The organism is Rudaea sp., assembly GCF_047601565.1.
Taxonomy (GTDB): Bacteria; Pseudomonadota; Gammaproteobacteria; order Xanthomonadales; family Rhodanobacteraceae; genus Rudaea.
Window position 1 is genome coordinate 1686965 of record NZ_JASGIY010000001.1, and the last position, 17092, is coordinate 1704056.

The following is a 17092-nucleotide window of genomic DNA, read 5'->3' on the forward strand; positions in this document are numbered from 1 at the left end:
CCGAAGCCGGACGATGCGCCGGCAATGAACCGGCTCTTGCTCAAACCGATGTGCGTGCAGGTCAGAGGTGTTTCTTGTAGAACGGCGCAAGCTTGGCGACCGCCTTGGCGACGGGCTCGGGCTGGTCGTAGAGGTCGTAGTGGGTCGCGCCCTCGACGACGAACAGGTCCTTTTCGCCCTTCACGCGCCGGTAGAGTTCCTGCCCGTCCTGCATCGAGCCGAACGCGCCCGGAACCGAGCCGGTGATGATCTGGATCGGCTGCGTCAGCAGTTCCTCGACCAGATGGAAGGCGTCGAAGGCGATGACGCTGGCGAGGCTGGTGAAGCGCAGCTTGTTCGGCGCGCAGGCGTTCTGCCCGCGCGGCGTGCGGTAGTAGTCGACGGCCTGCGAGACATCGACATCGGTGATGCCGGCGGCGTCGCGCTCCTGCGTCGAATTCGGGATCCAGTGGTTGATCAGCGGCTCGGCGCCGCGCGCTTCGGCGGTGCGCTGCTTGCCGATCGCTTCCAGCACCGCGATCGGGTCGCCTTCTCGGTTGATGCGGCCGATGTTGGCGCCGACCACGGTGCCGACGGCCTTGATGCGCTTTTCGGTCATCGCGGCGTTCACCGCATAACCGCCGCCCGCGCAGACGCCGAGCACGCCGATCTTCTCTTCGTCGATCCAGGGCAGGGTGGTCAGGTAGTCGACGGCGCAGCGCACGTCCTCGACGCGGGTCGCCGGGTCCTCGATGTAGCGCGGCTCGCCGCCGCTTTCGCCCTGGAACGACGCATCGAAGGCGATGGTCGCGAAGCCCTGTTCGGCCAGCTTCGCGGCATACAGGCCGGCAGTCTGCCCCTTGCAGCTGCTGCCCGGATGGACGCAGACGATTGCCGCATACCGCTTCTTTTCGTCGAAATCCGACGGGAAGTGCAATTCGGCCGCCACGTCCCAGGTTCTGTTCTTGAATGTCACCGGTTTCATCACGTTGATTCCCGCCATGAGTTGAGTCGATATGCCGGCTCGCACCGGATGCAGCGATGCGTTCGGACATTATTTTCATGTCGGGGCGGCGCCGGATATTTCGAGTGGGGCGCAACAGCGAAGGTTCGACGCCGGAGCGAAGCGGCCCCGGCGCTTTTGCTGCGATGTCAGTCGAGTTTGGCCAGTTCTTCCTTCACTTCGGCTGCGCTCAGCGGGAAGTAGCCGGAATACGGAATCGGTTCCTGGCCCTGCCGGCTCAGCACGTAGCGCAGGAATTCCTTGATCGCCGCGGGCAGCGGCTGGCCGAGTGCGCGGCGCAGGCGGATGTACATGTAGCGCGTCAGCGGATAGCGGCCGCTCGACGCGCTGTCGGCGTCGATCGCGATCGCCGGGCTCCTGTCGTCGAGCGCGACCGGCACGGCGCGCAGGCCGGGGCCGCCTTCCTCGAGGCCGCCGAAGCCGATCGCATTCGTGTCCGCCGCGATCGCCTTCGCCGTTGCGTCGATCGTGCCCTGATGCACGTTGCCGGCCCATTCGCCGCCCTGCAGCGCCATGAACTGCATCGACATCGCGTTCGGCGCGACCAGCGGCGGCGCGGCTAGCGCGATCGGCTTGTCCGCCCATTCGCCGCCGAGGCCGAGCTGGCCCCAGCGCGTGATCGTCGGATTCTTGCCGAACGCCGCCTTGAGCTGCGCCAGGGTGATCTGCTTGAGCGGATTCTTCTCGTTGACGAAGATCGCCTGCGCGGTCGTGCGCTGCGGCGTGTCGAAGCCGCCGCGCGCGACGCGGATCTCGAACAGCTTTTCGCCGCCGTGCAGATTGGCGAACGCGGCGGCCTCGCTGGGCCAGAGTTCGCGGCCCATCGGCGCGAGATCGGTCATGCCGACCATCAGCGCACCGAAGCCGTTGAGCGTGCCGAGGTGTTCCCACGGATCGCCCTTGCGCACGCCGGGCTGCAAGGCGCGGAAGTCGCGCATCCAGCGCTCCATCAGCGACTTCATGCCGTCGCTGCCGACGCTGCGGATATCGCCGCCGACCTGCGCGCTCGCTGTATAAACTGGCAGCGCGGGATCGAGCCTGGCGACGTAGCCGGCGACCTTCGGCAGTTCCTGCGCGATGTCGGCCGCCGGCAGCGGCTGGAATCCGGCCGTCTGCGCGACGATCTTCTGGCCTTCTGCGCTCAGCGCGAAGCGCGCGAATGCGGACACCGCCGGCACGGGCGGCGTGTCCGGCCGCTTGTTGAACGCGAGGAACACCGGCTTGCCGTCGCGCAGCGCGACGCGCACGGTCACGGGCGCCTTCATCATGTCGCCGGCGAACTGGTGCACGTAGGGCGCGATCTCTTCCTTCTCGAACGCCCGCGTCATTGGCGCGAGGTCGGCCTGCTCGAACATCAGCGCGCCGATCGCGGCGTCGTTGCTCAGATGCTGCCATTTCGCGCCGCGCGCGATGTCCGCATGCGCGCGGTGCAGCGCCTGCATCCACGCGTCCATGAGCGGGCCCGTCTCGCGCTCGCCGATGCTGGTCACGGTGATTTGTTCGGCGGTGCGGCTCGTGGCGGGGAAATGCAAGGCCGCAGCGGCGACAGCTAGAAGAATGAACTTCGGTGCGGTCACGGATCGATTTCCTCGGGAGCGGGGATCGCGGCAAGCCGCGTCTGGATTTCATCGCACAGCGCCACGGCTTTCGCTTCGAGCGCCTTCTTGTCTTCGCTGCCGCTGTAGGCGTAGCCGACGTTCATCGTGCCGATCGCGCCGCCTTTGGCGTCCTTCACCGGCAGATCGACGCCGAAGCGCTTGTCGTTCGAGTACAGGCCCGGGATCGGCGCCGGCGAGTCGAGCACTTTCAGGTCGTCGTTGTCGGCCGGTTTGCCGTGGCGGCCGAAGGTCGAGCCGACCACGACGAGATCGTTCTTCGGCGGCACTTTCAGGCGCAGCGCGAGCACGGTCACTTCGGGATGGCGGCGCACCGTGTCCTCGATCAGGGTCTGCGCGCGCGAACGCGTCGTCGCCGTCGCCACGTAGGGATACGGGTCGAGCAGGTTGGCGGTGTTGAGGATGCGGTGCGAGAGGCCGTCGCGGATGTCCGCCGACTTTTTCTCCAGCGCGGCGCGGCCGCCCGTACCCGGATTCGCCCAGGTCAGTGCGAGCGTGCCGACGGTCAGCCCGGCGAGGTCGTGCAGCGGCAGTTCGATTTCGAGGCGCTGGTTCGCGCTTTCGACGACGCGGGTCTTGCCGCTCGCGGCGACGCCGGCGTCCTCGCTGCCCGCCGGCGTGCCGATCAGGCCGATGTTCGAGGCGAGGACGAGGCTGGTGTTCGTTTTCGGCGGCGTGGCGTAGATCGCGATCGTGCGCAGGTCGGGATGCTGCGCGACGGTGCGGTCGACGAGTTCCTGCGCGTAGATCTTCACCGGAATCGTAGTCTGCGCCTGTGCCTGCGACGAGAGGATCGCGGCAATCGCGGCGACGGCGATCATCGGCAGCCACGCCGAGGGCCGCGTTTTGCGTTTCGTCATTTGTCTGCTCCGTCGTTGGGTATTGGGCGCGCGCGACACGCTAGTGGCGCAACCTGTCGCGAAGGTGAAAACTCCATGAAAACGTCGTCAGGTCGCGGAATGCGCCAGGCTTAAAGACTTTTCAGGATCGCGACAGGATGCGTATAGAGTCACCGCCTAAATTTCGCGGACGCTTCCAAACCCGGATGCGACAAACCCACATAGTGAGGGAGGTTTTCATGAAGCTGTTCAAGTTGACCCTGGCCGTTGCGCTCGCGGGCGCGACGATGTTTGGTGTGGCCTCTTCGGCCTGTGCCGCCGATGCCCCCGCGAAGAACTGGACGCCGCCCGCCCACACGATCTACGGCCAGAAGCTCGCCGACGAGACGATGGCCGCGCATCCGGAATTGCTCAGCATCACCCTGCACGGCGTGCCGCCCGGCGAGACCGACAAGTACACGATGTTCGCCGGCTCCTACCACGACCGCGTCGGCAACCCGGACGATCCGGACGATATCGACGTCTCCAAGAAGGGCATCACGATCGTCGATCCGCGCTGGCACCGCACGCAGGACAACCCGACGAAGTTCGTCATCCTCATGCCGATGCGCGATGCGGCGGGCACGAACATCGGCCTCGTCGTCTACGCGTGGAAGAACCCGCCGGCGAATCCGAACAGCAGCGAGCAGGAAGTGGCCTATCTGAAGAAGGCGACCGAGTTGCGCGACGCGCTGGCGAAGAAGATTCCGAGCTACAACGCGCTGTTCGACGCAGCCAAATAAGCCGATCCGGGGGCGGCTTGCCGCGCAGCCGATCCGGATTCCGTCCGCAGCGTGCATGGCGCGGCGGGCGGAATCCGGTTTCTTGCTTGATCGCGAAGCCGCACCCATGCCCAGAGGGAAACGACACATGAAAACGAAAATCCACGCGCTGGCGGCCGCGCTCGCCTTCGTCCTGCCCGCGCTCGCGTTCGCCGACGGCGCCGCCACGCTCAAGCCGCTCGGCCGCACCGACATGCCCGGCTACGACGGCGATTTCGACCACTTCGGCGCCGACGTCAAGGGCGACCGCCTGTTCCTCGCCGGCGAAGACGGCGGCGAATTCGAAGTCTTCAACCTGCACACCGGCGCGCATCTGAAAACCGTCAAGGGCATGGAAGAGCCGCACGCGATCTACTACGACGCGAACAAGGACCGCATCTTCCTCAGCAACTCCGGCAACGGCCTGACCCACATCCTCGACGGCAAGACTTACAACCAGATCGGCACGGTCAAGCTGATCCCGGGCGCCGACGTGATGTACCACGATCCGTCGACCAACCGCCTCTGGTTCGTCGTCGGCGGCAAGAACGGCGAAAAAAAGCTGCCGAAGGTCACCGTGGCGCAGGTCGATCCCGACAGCGGCAAGACGGTCAGCGAAACCCAGTTCGACACCGACTTCACCGAAGGCATCATCGCCGAGCAGCATGGCTCGCGCCTGTTCGTCAACGTCGCGGGCTTGAGCGAAATCGCCGTGCTCGACAAGAAGACGGGCAAGGTGCTCACCACCTGGCCGGTGAAGGAAGGGCAGAATCCCTCGGCGATCAATCTCGACGAGAAGAACAAGCGCCTGTTCATCATCACGCGCAAGCCGTTCAAGCTCGTCGTCGTCAACACCGACAACGGCCAGTCGGTCGCCAGCTTCGACGCGCCCGGTCGCACCAACGGCCTCGTCTTCGACGCGGCCAACCGCCGCCTCTACGCCTGCGGCGACGACTACACCGGCGTGTTCGCCCAGCGCAATGCGGATCATTACGAAGAGCTCGCCCACGTGCCGACGGAGAAAGGCGCGAAGACCTGCTTCCTCGCTCCCGAAGCCGGCCTGTTCTATCTCGCCGTCGGCGGCGCCAAGGACACCAAGGCCGGCGTGCTGCGTTATCAGGTCGTGGGCAGCGGCGCCAAGTAGCGACCATTTCGCCGTTTCCTGCATGCGCGTTCCCGGCACGCATTACCGGCTGGATGTTCTTCTGCTTGCTTATTGGAGGGACAAAAACCCCGCATCACAGCGGGGTTTTTGCTTTCATGAGACTTCCTGAAACATCCTGGGAAGCCGCATAAAACATCCGTATCGGATTTGACGCATATTCTGGATTTATGCGTCATGGCCAATAATTCTACGCAAGCGGTCAAATCCCCGCCTTCCTCTACGAAGGCGCCGCCCGCGCCTCTGCCTCATGCATTGGCGGGGTGAGCGACGGGCAGAGGCCTGTGCCGACGAGGCCCATCAATACCGAACGCTCCGTGCCGAAAACTCCCACCGCATCAGGGTCTCGTGTCCCGCGCCGTCAGCCGCGCCCCGAGGCAACACATCGGGGATAAGATTGGCCACTACCGGAGGAACTCATGTCGAAGATCGCTCTCGTGCGTCAGCCCAGCCCACTTCTCGACGACGGCATCGTCGATCACATCGAGAAGGTGCCGGTCGATCTGCCCCTCGCCCGGAAGCAATGGCGCGAATACGGGAATCACTGCGACGTCCGTGGCCTGACTGAAGGCGTCATACGGCAATCGCACACCATTGAGCAACGTCAGTGTTGCATCCGGCCCTAACCCTCGCAGGTTCAAGCTGGAGGCTCCAGTGATATTCTGGTTCGCTATCCCTCCTACTGACGCTCCTATCATCACGCCGGGGTTCTGGCCACCATTGAAATTCTGCGGCAGCGACCGGATCACATCCCCGAGATTGTTATCGCCGGCCAGCCGCATGTCGTCTTGGCTGATCATCAGCACCGGCGAAGAGGGCTGCACGCCTCGGATGTGCGTCCCTGTGACGACGACATCTTCGAGCTGAGCTGTCTTCTTTTGCGAAGCCGATTCGGGCGCATCAGTTGATGGATTATCCTGGGTTTTCTGAGCTTGGCTTCCTGCCGTAGCGCCAGGCGTAGCTTGCGCCTCATCCGATTTGCCGACGTGCGCAGCGGCGGCGTGCTTATCCGATGCGGAGCTGATCCGCACCGTACAGCCGTTCACGAACTCGTATCGAAACCCCGAACCGGCCAGCATCCGATCCAGCGCTTCTGTAGGCAAGAACTTCCCGGCGACTTTCGGTGCAGTGATCTCCTGGACGTTCGCGGCGCCGTCTCTGCGCAGCACTTGTAGGCCCGATTGCCGCGACCATTCCGCCAGCGCGTCGCTTAGCGGTTCCTGGGCGATGTTGAAATCGACCTTGGCGGTGTTGCCCGTTGCGGCCGCCGCATCGCAACTGACGGGCAAGGTGGGGCGAGCGGACTGGGACGGCGTTTCGGCCGCCTGGGCCGCTCCCAAGGCCAGCAAGATGCTGCCGAATACCGCCTTCAGTGCGCGACTGTGAATGCTCATGATCGTGTGTGCCTCCCCGGTAGGTACGTTCCGCGTTGCGGTTCCGGCGCCGTCGACGATTCGTCGCATGCGCCTACGTCTACTGAAGAGGAGGGTGGGGCGCGGGTTATGGATATTTTCTTTTTTCGATCTATAAAACGGGCTCGGGGGCCCTCTTTAGTAGTTGGGGAGTCTCGATTCGGGATTTCCGAGGACGAGTACACCAGAATTTCCGTCATGTCGCCCGGCCGGCCAGAACATCCGAACGAAACGGCGCCGTTTTCGCCCGCGGTCTACGACCGCTATGCCGCGGCGCTGAACCGGTACTTCGCCCGGCGCCTGCGGCGCCCCGAGGACGCGGACGATCTCGTGCAGGAGGTGTTCGAGCTGTTCGTCAAGCGCAAGGATCGCGCCGAGGTGATCCGCAATCCGCTCGCCTATCTGTTCCGCATCGCCTTCCACGTGGTCGGCACGGCGCTGGCCGACGACAGGCGCAATCCCGTGATCTTCGACTCGCGGCAGTTGCCGGACGAACTGGGATTCGACGCGCGCGCGTCGTCCAGCGAGGACGCGGAGGAACTCGTGGCGCAGGAGAACGTGCGCGCGGCGCTGGAGCAACTGCCGGCGCATTACCTCACGGCGCTGATGCTCGTGGAGGGCCAGGGCATGTCGTACAAGGAGGCGGCGAAGGCGAGCGGCTTCACGCCCAACACCATCGCCACCTACGTGATGCACGGGCGCGCGGCGCTGAAGCTGGCGCTGGACGGCCGCTGGAAACGCAAGCCCAAATGAGTTGGGGCAAGCCGATGAAGAACGTACAGAATCGAATCGACGAGTTGATCGCGCTGCGGGCCGCGCAGTGGTACGAGTGCCTGAAGGACGGCGCGGACGGGGACAGCGCGGCGTTCGTCGAGTGGATTGCGGAATCGCCGCGTCACATGGAGGCGTTTCTGTCCGTCGCGGGCGAAGCCCAGGCGATGCGCAAGGTGTTCGCCTCGGGTGCGTTCGACCTCGACGAGCTGCTGCGCGACACCGGGCCGCAGAATCGCGCGGCTGCCGGTGACGCGCGATCCGCTGCGCGAGAGCGTGCCCGCCGGAGAGCGGGAGACTCGAACCTATCTCAAAATCGAAAAACCGTTCGTGTTGAGCGTAGCTCGCGTAGCGAGCGAAGTCGAAACACCACAACTTACGCCAACCTCGGCCCTTCGACTTCGCGCCTTCGGCGCTACGCTCAGGGCGAACGGAGGTTTTGAGACAGGTTCTCCGCAAGCCGCGCGCCGGGCGCGGCCGCGTCGCCGCGTTGCGATGCGCCGCCTGACGCTGGCTGCGGCGGCGACGCTGGCGGCGGTGGCGTTGGGCACGGTGGCGTATCGTTCGTCCCTTTCCTGGCAGCACTTCGAGACGCCGGTCGGCGAGCAGCGCACGATCCAGCTCACCGAAGGCTCCGTCGTCAACTTGAACGTGCAGTCGCGCCTGGACGTGCGCTTCGACGAGACGCAGCGCGACGTTCGCCTGCTGCAGGGCGAGGCCACGTTCAAGGTGGCGCACGACCGCACCCGCCCGTTCCGCGTGCACACCGCGCGCGCGGTCGTCGAAGCCGTGGGCACGCAGTTCAACGTCGACGATCGTCCGGACGGCACGACCAACGTGGCCGTGATCGAAGGCAGGGTCAAGGTGTCCGGCGCCGGACCGCTGGCCTCCGACCCCGTCCTCGTCGCCGCCGGCGAGGAAGCGCGCGTGCAGAAGAACGGCCGCGTCGATCGCGTCGACCACGCCGACGTGGCCGAGGCCGTCGTCTGGCAGCAGCGCAAGCTGATCTTCAAGCGCACCGCGCTCGAAGACATCACGACCGAGTTCAACCGCTACAACAAGGGCATGCAGTTCCGCCTGGAAGGCATCGCCCCCGGCGCGTACCGGTTCACGGGCGCCTTCAACGCGGACGACCCGGAGTCCCTCGCGGCGCTTCTCAAGCAGGAGCCGGACCTGGCTGTCGAGAAGCGGAGTGGGGAGATATTTGTTCGGCCCAGGGGTGGGGCCAAGGCGACACGGGACTAGGATTCGAACATGCTTCCTAATGCTATGAAGTAATGACCTTTCTCTCCTGAGAACTTGCTGTTCCCCAGCCTTTACCCCGAGAAAATTTCGCGCGAAATCGAACTAAGATTTTTCGCCGGACTGTGGGCCTAGCTGCAACTACCCGGGACCGAGTCCCACCTGCTATTCGAATATTTGACGAATATCTGATTTAGGGGTAAATTGCATTTACTCGCAATCCGGGTATTCGCCATGGCGTCGCCACTCCACGTCCTGACCACTCCTTCGCAGCTGGGATCAATACTGCAGGCCGCCCGCAAGGCCAAGGGCATCACCCAGTCGACTCTGGCCGGTCGCATCGGCCTGAGCCAGTCGCGGGTGTCCCATCTGGAGCTGAATCCCCATGACTTGAGCCTGGGCCAACTGTTGGCCTGGTGCTCGGCGCTTGGCCTGGAATTAGCCGTAGGCGCGCGTGTTGACCGTACGCCCTCCGACATGCAGGCGGATTGGTGACATGGGACGCCGCTCACACAGCCGCAGCCTGTCGCTCTGGAGCAACGGCGTGCGCGTCGGGTGCTGGACGATCCCTGCTCGCGGCGAGATGGAACTGCGCTACGACGCGGACTGGGTTGCCTCTGCCATCGGCCGCCCGCTATCGCTATCGCTGCCTTTCAACCTGGACAACCTACCGCTCAGAGGCGAAAAGGTCGCCAACTACTTCGACAACCTCTTGCCCGACAGTGACGCCATCCGCAAGCGTGTCGCTGAGCGCTTCCGTACGGGATCAACCGATCCTTTCGACCTCCTCAAGGCCATCGGCCGCGACTGCGTGGGCGCGGTGCAGATATTGGACGAGGATGAGGTGCCAGTGGGTTTCGATCGGATCGAAGGCGCACCCTTGTCCGAGGACGCCATCGAGCGGCATCTGATCGAGACGATCTCTCCGCGCGCCTTCGGCGCCGGCAGCGATCTCGACGCGGACTTCCGCATCTCCCTGGCCGGCGCTCAGGAGAAAACTGCCTTCTTGTGGTGGGGCGGGCAGTGGTGGGCACCTCACGGTGCGACGCCCACCAGCCACATCTTCAAACTTCCGCTCGGCTTGGTGGGTGGCCGGCAGGCCGACTTCACCACCTCGGTCGACAATGAGTGGCTGTGCCTTCGCCTGCTTAAGGCTTACGGACTGGACGTTGCCGACGCCCGCATCGCGACCTTCGGCAAACAACGTGTGCTCGTGGTCGAGCGCTTCGACCGGCGTGTTTCGCCCGATGGCCAATGGCTGATGCGACTGCCGCAGGAGGACTTCTGCCAAGTGGAAGGCTGCTCGCCGCTGCGCAAATACGAGAACGAGGGCGGACCGGGACTCATGGCCCTGTTTGCCACATTGCGACAATCGGTGAATGCCGAGGCTGACATGAAGACACTGATGGCTGCGCAGGTCCTGTTCTGGCTGCTGCGTGCACCGGACGGCCATGCCAAGAATTTCAGCATCCAGATCCTGCCACGCGGGCGTGTCCGGCTGACGCGGCTGTATGACGTGATGTCGGCCTATCCCGTGATCGGTGATGGCCCCAGCCAATGGGCGCCGCGCGAGGTCAACCTGGCGATGGCGCTGCTCGGCAAAAACAAGCACTACGCCATGCACGCCATCCAGCGCCGCCATTTCGACAGCACCGCGCAGAAGGTGGGCTACGCACCGACCGCCGAGCCGATCATCGAAGACATCCTGAGACGCACGCCGGCGGCCATCGCGCAGGTGCAGACGGAACTGCCGGCAGATTTCTCTCCGCGGGTTGCCGAAACTATCCTTGGCGGGCTCGAGCGAGCCGCAGCTACGCTGATGGCAATGGCCATTTAACCAATAGCACGGCGAAGCTTTCTAATCGTCTCCGACAAAGTCATTTCGATACGGTCGGCCGAGAGAGAGTTCCTTCCCTTTTCCGGCCCAGCTTTACCGTATGCGCCAGTATTTGGCGCCGTCGGGCATGACGATGAGGGTTAGGCCGCCGCCGCCGGATAGCTTGTACTTCTTCTGCCGGGGTTGGGCTTTGCGAATGGCCAAATCTGTAAGTCTGGTCGCCATGTGGGGTAATTTCCGAGCCTGAAAAGCTAGTAATTACGCGGCCTACAGCCGCCTTCGGCGAACTTCGAACTCGTTTTGTGGGGTAAATTCGAGTGCGATTTCTGCCTTACCCCACACTTTACCCCACACGAGCGACGGGCTTCAGCGGGACGACTTGGAACCGACAGGCACAAAAAACCCCGCAATTTCGCGGGGTTAGTTGGTGTTGCGGAACTTCCTGGGACTGCGTTGGAAGTCTTATTGGCTGGGGGACTAGGATTCGAACCTAGATAGGCAGAGTCAGAGTCTGCAGTCCTACCATTAGACGATCCCCCAATCCTGGCCGGAGCGTCTATCTGACTTGGCGACGATCCGGTTTTGGGAGTCCGGGCCAGCGTCGCGAGACGATGGCCCGGGTAAAGCTTAGCGCTTCGAGAACTGGGTGGCGCGGCGGGCTTTGTGCAGGCCGACCTTCTTGCGCTCGACTTCGCGTGCGTCGCGGGTCATGAAACCGGCCTTGCGCAGCGGCGCTTTGAGCGTTTCGTCGTGCTCGACGAGCGCGCGGGCGATGCCGAGGCGGATCGCGCCGGCCTGGCCGGTGTTGCCGCCGCCTTCGACGGTGACGAGCACGTCGAACTTGTCGGTGTTCTGGGTCAGCTCGAGCGGCTGGCGCACGATCATGCGCGAGGTCTCGCGGCCGAAGAATTCGTCGAGCGGCTTGCCGTTGACGGTGATCGCGCCCTTGCCGGCGCGCAGGAACACGCGGGCGGCGGAGGATTTGCGGCGGCCGGTGCCGTAGGACTGTTGTGTAGCCATGTTGGTCGTCTGCTTTTGTTGAAAAGTCCGCACAGGGATGTGCGGGCTCTTGCGAAGGGATTCGCGAAAAATTACGCCGCGATGTTGAGGACTTGCGGCTGCTGGGCGGCATGCGGATGCTCGGCGCCCTTGTAGACCTTGAGCTTGCGGTACATCGCGCGGCCCAGCGGGTTCTTCGGCAGCATGCCCTTGACCGCGATTTCGATCGCGCGCTCGGGATGCTTGACGAGCAGGTCCTTCAGCGCGATCGACTTGATGTTGCCGATGTAGCCGGTGACGTGGTGGTAGACCTTGTCGTCCATCTTCTTGCCGGTGACCGCGATCTTCTCGGCGTTGATCACGACGAGGTAGTCGCCGGTGTCGGCGTGCGGGGTGTAGACCGGCTTGTGCTTGCCGCGCAGGCGCAGGGCAAGTTCGGTCGCGAGGCGGCCGAGCGTCTTGTTGCTGGCGTCGACGATGTACCAGTCGCGCTTGACCGTTTCAGCCTTGGCGCTGACAGTGGAAGTCTTCATTGGGAAACCTGTGCCCTGCGGGCTCGAATTGATGCGTGAAGCGAGGAACCGCGAATTTTAGCGGAACACCGACTCGATGCGCAAGACCGACCGCGGACGCGGACCGGCTGACACAAGAGGTCGCGTCATTCCGGCAGTCCCTGCCGGAGTGACGTCCTCCAACTCCGACAGCCAATCCCAAACTTGTACGGATCAGACGATTCTGCTCTAATAGGCGGCTCGCTGCGGTTCCCGCGGCGATTTCCGGCCGGCAACATCGGCCGGGCCGATTCTGCCCTGGCCAAGGGCAGCCGTTCCGATATCGAGGAGTAAGCTGTGGCTAAAGTCTGCCAAGTCACCGGCAAGCGCGCGCAATCCGGCAACAACGTGTCGCATGCCAACAACAAAACCCGGCGCCGCTGGCTGCCGAACCTGCACGAGCGCCGCTTCTGGGTGCCGAGCGAAAACCGTTGGGTGAAACTGCGCGTTTCCACCCAGGCCCTGCGTACGATCGACAAGAACGGCATCGAAACCGTGCTCGCCGAACTGCGCGGCCGCGGCGAAAAGGTCTAAGGAGAACACGCAATGGCATCCAAGCGCGACAAAATCCGCCTCGTGTCTTCCGCGGGCACCGGTCATTTCTACACGACCGACAAGAACAAGAAGACCACGCCGGACAAGATGGAAATCAAGAAGTACGATCCGGTGGTGCGCAAGCACGTCGCTTACAAGGAAGCGAAGATCAAGTAAGTTCAGGATGAACTTATCCCGTGCAGTACAGGGATGTACGATGACACGGGATCCAGTTTCAATACGATTCGTCATCCCGGACAGCACATGGATGTGCGTTGATCCGGGATTACTCAAGCCTTGGTCACAGGCACGAAGAACCCGCCGCAAGGCGGGTTTTTTGTTTGTGTCGATTTCCGTCGTGCGATCCCGGTCGCTTTGCGTCCGCTCTGCGGGAGTTCCGGGGCGGGGCGACGCTGGCGGCGCAGCATGCTAACCTCGCCGCACTCCATTTCCCGTTTTGCCGATCGATGACTTTCCGCGTCTTTCGCTGGTGCGCCTGCCTCGCGCTCGCCTCGCTCGCCGCCCATGCGCACGCCTACGACCCGCCAACGCCGGCGCAGGTGGCCGCGGCACAGAAGCAGTTTGCGGAGGACTTGGCGCGCGATACCGATCTTTCCGCGGCCGACGTGCTGGCGACGCTGGCCAAGGCGCGCTACCAGCAGTCGATCATCGACGCGATCTCGCGCCCGGCCGAGTCGAAGACCTGGCGCGAATACCGGCCGATTTTCCTCACCTCCGCGCGCATCGACGGCGGCGTTTCGTTCTACCGCGCCAACCAGGCGCTGTTCGATCGCGTCGAAAAGGAATTCGGCGTGCCGGCCACGATCCTCGTCGCGATCATCGGCGTGGAGACGAACTACGGGCGCACGCCGACGCGCTACCGCGTGCTCGACGCGCTGACCACGCTCGGCTTCTATTATCCGCCGCGCGCGGACTTCTTCCGCGGCGAACTGCGCCAGTTGTTCCTGCTGCACGGCGCGAGTTTCCCGTATCCGATCGAGAGCCTGATGGGCTCGTACGCGGGCGCGATGGGCATGGGCCAGTTCATGCCGTCGTCGATCGCCAAGTTCGCGCGCGACGAGGACGGCGACGGCAGGATCGACCTGTGGAATTCGCTGCCCGACATCGTCGCAAGCATCGCCAACTACTTCGTCGGCAACGGCTGGAAGAGCGGCGGCCCGGTCGCGGTGCGCGCGAAGGTCGGTGCCGACGCGCGCGCGGTGACGCCGGAAAATCTCAAGCCCGTGTATCCGCTGCGGCAGCTCGCCGAATGGGGCTACGCGCCGGCGACCCGGCTCGACGTCGGCGACGACACGCTGGCCACGCTGGTCCGGCTCGAAGGCGAGGACGGCCCCGAAGTTTGGATCACGCTGCAGAATTTCTACGCGATCTCGCGCTACAACCGCAGCCCGCTGTACAGCCTCGCCGTGTACCAGCTTAGCGCGGAAATCGCCGCGCAGGTCGGCGGCCAGTCCACGCCGAAATGAGGGCGGCCGCGGCCGGCTGCCTGCTGCGCGCGGGGCTCGCCGCGGGCGTGTTGCTGATCGCGGGCTGCGGCGGCCACAAGTCCGTGCGTCCGTCGTCCTCGCCGCGCAGCGACGACACGTCGCGCCCGCAGTCGCGCCGCTACGCGCAGGACAACGATTCCGGCCCCGGCGGCGCGTTGCCCGACGTCAGCAAGATTCCCGAGCCCGTGCCCAGGGTCGAGCCGCGCTCGGTCTACGGCAACAAGTCGCCGTACGAGGTGCTCGGCAAGATCTACAGCGTGTTGCCGAGCGCGCAGGGCTACGTCGAGCGCGGCATCGCCTCGTGGTACGGCAACAAGTTCCACGGCTACACCACCTCGAACTTCGAGAAATACGACATGTACGCGTACAGCGCCGCGCACAAGACGCTGCCGCTGCCGAGCTACGCGCGCGTGACCAACCTCGAGAACGGCGCGAGCGTGATCGTGCGCGTCAACGACCGCGGGCCGTTCGCGGAAAACCGCGTCATCGACCTGTCTTACGTCGCCGCGGTCAAGCTCGGCATCTGGCAGAAGGGCACGGGCCTGGTCGAGGTGCGCGCGATCGATCCGGAGCATCCAGAGCGCGATCCGGTCGCGCGCGGCCCGATGCGTGCGGCATCGGCCGCGGTCGCGCCGACGCCGCGCAACGAGGCCCAGTCCGCCTCTTTTGCGGCGCACGGGAAAACCCACAAGCCTGCGCTATACCTGCAAGTCGGCGCGTACGCGGACGAAGCCAATGCGGAACGCGCGGCGGCGGCGGTGCGCGGCGCGCGGCTGGGTGCGGTGCGCGTGGTCGAGGGTACGTCGAACGGCAAGCCCGTCCGCCGCGTGCGCATCGGTCCGCTGCGCGACGCCGACGAGGCCGATGCGCTGGCGCCGAAGGTGCGCGCGCTCGGTCTCGGCGAGCCGCGCGTGGCGATCGACGACTGAACGCAAAACATCGTCCTGTTCAGCGTTGGCGTGTAAAATTTGAGGATCGGCGCGGCTCGCGCTGTTTTTTGCTCGTCATTCCCGCCTGCGCGGGAATGACGGCGTTACTGGACATCATTGCAAAATGAAAAATTGGCAATTTGTACAAAAGGCGGCATTGTGTACTTTCGCCGCCGCCGCCCTGATCGCCGCGGCGTCGACCGAGGCCAAGACCCGGCACCGCCACGCGCAGGCGCAGCAGCAGAAGGCCGAGCAGCAGAAGCCGGCCGAGCAGAAATCCGATGACGCCGCGGCGGCGGCGTTGCCCGCGCAGCCGGCCACGCCGATGCCGGCGGCGAACGCGCTCAATGTGCCGGTGCCGCCGCAGCCGCAGCTCGCCGCGAAGAGCTGGGCGCTGATGGACTACACCAGTGGCCAAGTGCTCGCCGGCGACAACATCGACGCGCGCGTCGAACCCGCCTCGATCACCAAGGTGATGACGTCCTACGTCGTCGCGGCGCAACTCGCCGCGGGCAAGGTCAAGCTCGACGACGAGGTCTACATCAGCGAGAACGCCTGGCGCGGCGGCGGCGCCAGCACCGACGGTTCGACCAGTTTCCTCAAGCTCAACTCGAAGGTGGCGCTCAAGGACCTGATGTACGGCATGATCATCCAGTCGGGCAACGACGCGGCGATCGCGCTGGCCGAACACGTCGCCGGTTCCGAACAGACGTTCGCCGCATTGATGAACCAGTATGCGCAGCAGCTTGGCATGACCGGGACGCACTACGTCAATCCGACCGGACTGCCCTCGCCGGACGAATACACGACGGCGCACGACATTGCGATTCTGTCGCGCGCGCTGATCCACAACTATCCCGAGGAATACAAGATCTACGCGATCAAGGAATTCGAGTGGAACGGCATCACCCAGCACAACCGCAACTCGCTGCTGTGGCGCGATTCCTCGGTCGACGGCATCAAAACCGGCCACACCCAGGACGCCGGCTTCTGCCTCGCCACGTCGGCCAAGCGCGGCGACCAGCGCCTGATCGCGGTCGTGATGGGCACGGGCAGCGAAAAGGAGCGCGCCGACGCGAACCAGACCGTGCTCAACTACGGCTTCCGCTTCTTCGAGACGCACAAGCTGTTCGATGCGAACAAGCCGCTGGCGACGCCGGCGCTGTGGCGCGGTGCGAACGACTCCGCCGGCCTGGGCCTCGCCGACGATCTGCTCATCACGCTGCCGCGCGGCCGTTACGCCGACATGAAGGCGACGATGGACATGCCCAGCCGCCTGATCGCGCCGTACACGAAGGGCCAGCAGGTCGGCACCGTGCGCGTGAAGCTCGACGACAAGGTGCTCGTCGAGCGCCCGCTCGTCGTGCTCGACGAACAGCCCGAGGGCGGCTGGTGGCGGCGCTTCGTCGACGGCATCGTGCTGTTCTTCAAGAGCGCGCCGACCACGGAAACCTCGGCCGTCGGCACGGCCGAGGTCGGCAATCCGACGCCGGTGAAATGATGAAGAAATTCGATCCGCGCGAACTGGAGAAGATCCACGCCGAGAATCCCGGCCAGGGATTCCAGTTTCCCGGCGCATTCGAGATCACCGCGGTCGGCCAGGCCAACGCGGGTCTCGAACAGCGCGTGCCCGCGGCCATCGCCGGTCTCGGCATGAGCGTGGTTGCCGGCTCCGAGCGCGTGCGGCCGTCGAGCAACGGCAATTTCGTTTCGGTCAGCGTCACCTTCACCTGCCCCTCGCGCGAGAGGTACGAGGCCGCGCACGCGGCGCTGCGCGAGGATGCGGCGGTGAAATGGACGTTGTGAAATGCCGTGATTCGGGACGGGTGATTCGTGATTCGAAAAAGCCATGCTTTTGGGCCCGCGTCGCGCTTGATATTCCCCGCGGC

20 protein-coding genes and 1 tRNA gene are annotated in these 17092 nt (G+C 64.7%); 13 read left to right on the forward strand and 8 right to left on the reverse strand.

Going from position 1 to position 17092, the window contains the following annotated elements; translation table 11 throughout:
• Positions 1-61: 61 nt before the first annotated feature.
• The 3 genes from QM741_RS07275 to QM741_RS07285 form a co-directional block, all read right to left on the reverse strand.
• Positions 62-982: an alpha/beta hydrolase gene (locus QM741_RS07275; RefSeq protein ID WP_415207055.1), complete on the reverse strand. Its 921-nt coding sequence runs from the start codon at positions 980-982 to the stop codon at positions 62-64.
• Positions 983-1131: 149 nt separating this feature from the next.
• Positions 1132-2580, reverse strand: a complete 1449-nt coding sequence (locus QM741_RS07280) for a substrate-binding domain-containing protein (protein WP_415207056.1) — start codon at positions 2578-2580, stop codon at positions 1132-1134.
• Positions 2577-3479: a hypothetical protein gene (locus tag QM741_RS07285; protein ID WP_415207057.1), complete on the reverse strand. Its 903-nt coding sequence runs from the start codon at positions 3477-3479 to the stop codon at positions 2577-2579. Before QM741_RS07285 ends, QM741_RS07280 begins: the two co-directional genes overlap by 4 nt.
• Positions 3480-3697: 218 nt before the next feature.
• Here QM741_RS07285 and QM741_RS07290 point away from each other — a divergent pair, with 218 nt between their 5' ends.
• Positions 3698-4240, forward strand: coding sequence for a hypothetical protein (locus QM741_RS07290; RefSeq protein ID WP_415207058.1), 543 nt, complete (start codon positions 3698-3700; stop codon positions 4238-4240).
• A gap of 127 nt (positions 4241-4367) precedes the next feature.
• Positions 4368-5402: a YncE family protein gene (locus QM741_RS07295; RefSeq protein ID WP_415207059.1), complete on the forward strand. Its 1035-nt coding sequence runs from the start codon at positions 4368-4370 to the stop codon at positions 5400-5402.
• Positions 5403-5824: 422 nt separating this feature from the next.
• Here QM741_RS07295 and QM741_RS07300 read toward each other — a convergent pair whose 3' ends face one another.
• Positions 5825-6814 (reverse strand): TonB-dependent receptor plug domain-containing protein, encoded by a 990-nt coding sequence (locus QM741_RS07300; protein WP_415207060.1) that lies wholly within the window; start codon positions 6812-6814, stop codon positions 5825-5827.
• Between the two features lie 216 nt (positions 6815-7030).
• On the opposite strand from QM741_RS07300, the gene QM741_RS07305 reads away from it, so the two are divergent.
• The 5 genes from QM741_RS07305 (at position 7031) to QM741_RS07325 (ending at position 10682) form a co-directional block, all read left to right on the forward strand.
• On the forward strand, positions 7031-7585 hold the full coding sequence (locus QM741_RS07305) for an RNA polymerase sigma factor (protein WP_415207061.1): 555 nt from the start codon (positions 7031-7033) through the stop codon (positions 7583-7585).
• Positions 7582-8046 (forward strand): hypothetical protein, encoded by a 465-nt coding sequence (locus QM741_RS07310; RefSeq protein ID WP_415207062.1) that lies wholly within the window; start codon positions 7582-7584, stop codon positions 8044-8046. The genes QM741_RS07305 and QM741_RS07310 overlap by 4 nt, the downstream gene beginning before the upstream one ends.
• A gap of 52 nt (positions 8047-8098) precedes the next feature.
• Positions 8099-8848, forward strand: a complete 750-nt coding sequence (locus QM741_RS07315; RefSeq protein ID WP_415207063.1) for a FecR family protein — start codon at positions 8099-8101, stop codon at positions 8846-8848.
• A gap of 231 nt (positions 8849-9079) precedes the next feature.
• Complete coding sequence (locus tag QM741_RS07320) at positions 9080-9340, forward strand: helix-turn-helix domain-containing protein (RefSeq protein WP_415207064.1); 261 nt, start codon at positions 9080-9082, stop codon at positions 9338-9340.
• Position 9341: 1 nt separating this feature from the next.
• A complete protein-coding gene (locus QM741_RS07325) occupies positions 9342-10682 on the forward strand; it encodes a type II toxin-antitoxin system HipA family toxin (protein WP_415207065.1) in 1341 nt (446 codons plus the stop codon).
• 93 nt (positions 10683-10775) lie between these two features.
• Here QM741_RS07325 and QM741_RS07330 read toward each other — a convergent pair whose 3' ends face one another.
• The 4 genes from QM741_RS07330 to rplM form a co-directional block, all read right to left on the reverse strand.
• On the reverse strand, positions 10776-10907 hold the full coding sequence (locus tag QM741_RS07330) for an Arm DNA-binding domain-containing protein (protein ID WP_415207066.1): 132 nt from the start codon (positions 10905-10907) through the stop codon (positions 10776-10778).
• A gap of 241 nt (positions 10908-11148) precedes the next feature.
• Positions 11149-11222: transfer RNA gene (locus QM741_RS07335), tRNA-Gln, on the reverse strand.
• Positions 11223-11309: 87 nt separating this feature from the next.
• A complete protein-coding gene (gene rpsI / locus QM741_RS07340; protein WP_415207067.1) occupies positions 11310-11702 on the reverse strand; it encodes a 30S ribosomal protein S9 in 393 nt (130 codons plus the stop codon).
• A gap of 71 nt (positions 11703-11773) precedes the next feature.
• On the reverse strand, positions 11774-12214 hold the full coding sequence (gene rplM / locus QM741_RS07345; RefSeq protein ID WP_415207068.1) for a 50S ribosomal protein L13: 441 nt from the start codon (positions 12212-12214) through the stop codon (positions 11774-11776).
• A gap of 315 nt (positions 12215-12529) precedes the next feature.
• On the opposite strand from rplM, the gene rpmB reads away from it, so the two are divergent.
• The 6 genes from rpmB to QM741_RS07375 all read left to right on the forward strand — a co-directional run bounded on the left by rpmB (position 12530) and on the right by QM741_RS07375 (position 17009).
• The gene (gene rpmB / locus QM741_RS07350; protein WP_415207069.1) at positions 12530-12766 is read left to right on the forward strand and encodes a 50S ribosomal protein L28; all 237 of its coding nucleotides are present in this window, start codon (positions 12530-12532) and stop codon (positions 12764-12766) included.
• 12 nt (positions 12767-12778) lie between these two features.
• Positions 12779-12943 (forward strand): 50S ribosomal protein L33, encoded by a 165-nt coding sequence (gene rpmG, locus QM741_RS07355; RefSeq protein WP_018972500.1) that lies wholly within the window; start codon positions 12779-12781, stop codon positions 12941-12943.
• Positions 12944-13233: 290 nt separating this feature from the next.
• Positions 13234-14253 (forward strand): lytic murein transglycosylase B, encoded by a 1020-nt coding sequence (mltB, locus tag QM741_RS07360; RefSeq protein WP_415207070.1) that lies wholly within the window; start codon positions 13234-13236, stop codon positions 14251-14253.
• The gene (locus QM741_RS07365; protein WP_415207071.1) at positions 14250-15203 is read left to right on the forward strand and encodes a septal ring lytic transglycosylase RlpA family protein; all 954 of its coding nucleotides are present in this window, start codon (positions 14250-14252) and stop codon (positions 15201-15203) included. The genes mltB and QM741_RS07365 overlap by 4 nt, the downstream gene beginning before the upstream one ends.
• 124 nt (positions 15204-15327) lie before the next feature.
• Complete coding sequence (locus tag QM741_RS07370; protein ID WP_415207072.1) at positions 15328-16704, forward strand: D-alanyl-D-alanine carboxypeptidase family protein; 1377 nt, start codon at positions 15328-15330, stop codon at positions 16702-16704.
• Positions 16704-17009, forward strand: coding sequence for a DUF493 family protein (locus QM741_RS07375; protein ID WP_415207073.1), 306 nt, complete (start codon positions 16704-16706; stop codon positions 17007-17009). Before QM741_RS07370 ends, QM741_RS07375 begins: the two co-directional genes overlap by 1 nt.
• The last annotated feature ends 83 nt before the right edge of the window (positions 17010-17092 follow it).

Bases quoted from the DNA above. Each gene is read 5' to 3' on its own strand.
- QM741_RS07275 (WP_415207055.1), bottom strand. From the start codon at position 982: ATGGCGGGAATCAACGTGATGAAACCGGTGACATTCAAGAACAGAACC.
- QM741_RS07285 (WP_415207057.1), bottom strand. From the start codon at position 3,479: ATGACGAAACGCAAAACGCGGCCCTCGGCGTGGCTGCCGATGATCGCC.
- QM741_RS07290 (WP_415207058.1), top strand. From the start codon at position 3,698: ATGAAGCTGTTCAAGTTGACCCTGGCCGTTGCGCTCGCGGGCGCGACG.
- QM741_RS07295 (WP_415207059.1), top strand. From the start codon at position 4,368: ATGAAAACGAAAATCCACGCGCTGGCGGCCGCGCTCGCCTTCGTCCTG.
- QM741_RS07300 (WP_415207060.1), bottom strand. From the start codon at position 6,814: ATGAGCATTCACAGTCGCGCACTGAAGGCGGTATTCGGCAGCATCTTG.
- QM741_RS07305 (WP_415207061.1), top strand. From the start codon at position 7,031: ATGTCGCCCGGCCGGCCAGAACATCCGAACGAAACGGCGCCGTTTTCG.
- QM741_RS07310 (WP_415207062.1), top strand. From the start codon at position 7,582: ATGAGTTGGGGCAAGCCGATGAAGAACGTACAGAATCGAATCGACGAG.
- QM741_RS07315 (WP_415207063.1), top strand. From the start codon at position 8,099: ATGCGCCGCCTGACGCTGGCTGCGGCGGCGACGCTGGCGGCGGTGGCG.
- QM741_RS07320 (WP_415207064.1), top strand. From the start codon at position 9,080: ATGGCGTCGCCACTCCACGTCCTGACCACTCCTTCGCAGCTGGGATCA.
- QM741_RS07325 (WP_415207065.1), top strand. From the start codon at position 9,342: ATGGGACGCCGCTCACACAGCCGCAGCCTGTCGCTCTGGAGCAACGGC.
- QM741_RS07330 (WP_415207066.1), bottom strand. From the start codon at position 10,907: ATGGCGACCAGACTTACAGATTTGGCCATTCGCAAAGCCCAACCCCGG.
- rpsI (WP_415207067.1), bottom strand. From the start codon at position 11,702: ATGGCTACACAACAGTCCTACGGCACCGGCCGCCGCAAATCCTCCGCC.
- rplM (WP_415207068.1), bottom strand. From the start codon at position 12,214: ATGAAGACTTCCACTGTCAGCGCCAAGGCTGAAACGGTCAAGCGCGAC.
- rpmG (WP_018972500.1), top strand. From the start codon at position 12,779: ATGGCATCCAAGCGCGACAAAATCCGCCTCGTGTCTTCCGCGGGCACC.
- mltB (WP_415207070.1), top strand. From the start codon at position 13,234: ATGACTTTCCGCGTCTTTCGCTGGTGCGCCTGCCTCGCGCTCGCCTCG.
- QM741_RS07365 (WP_415207071.1), top strand. From the start codon at position 14,250: ATGAGGGCGGCCGCGGCCGGCTGCCTGCTGCGCGCGGGGCTCGCCGCG.
- QM741_RS07370 (WP_415207072.1), top strand. From the start codon at position 15,328: ATGAAAAATTGGCAATTTGTACAAAAGGCGGCATTGTGTACTTTCGCC.
- QM741_RS07375 (WP_415207073.1), top strand. From the start codon at position 16,704: ATGAAGAAATTCGATCCGCGCGAACTGGAGAAGATCCACGCCGAGAAT.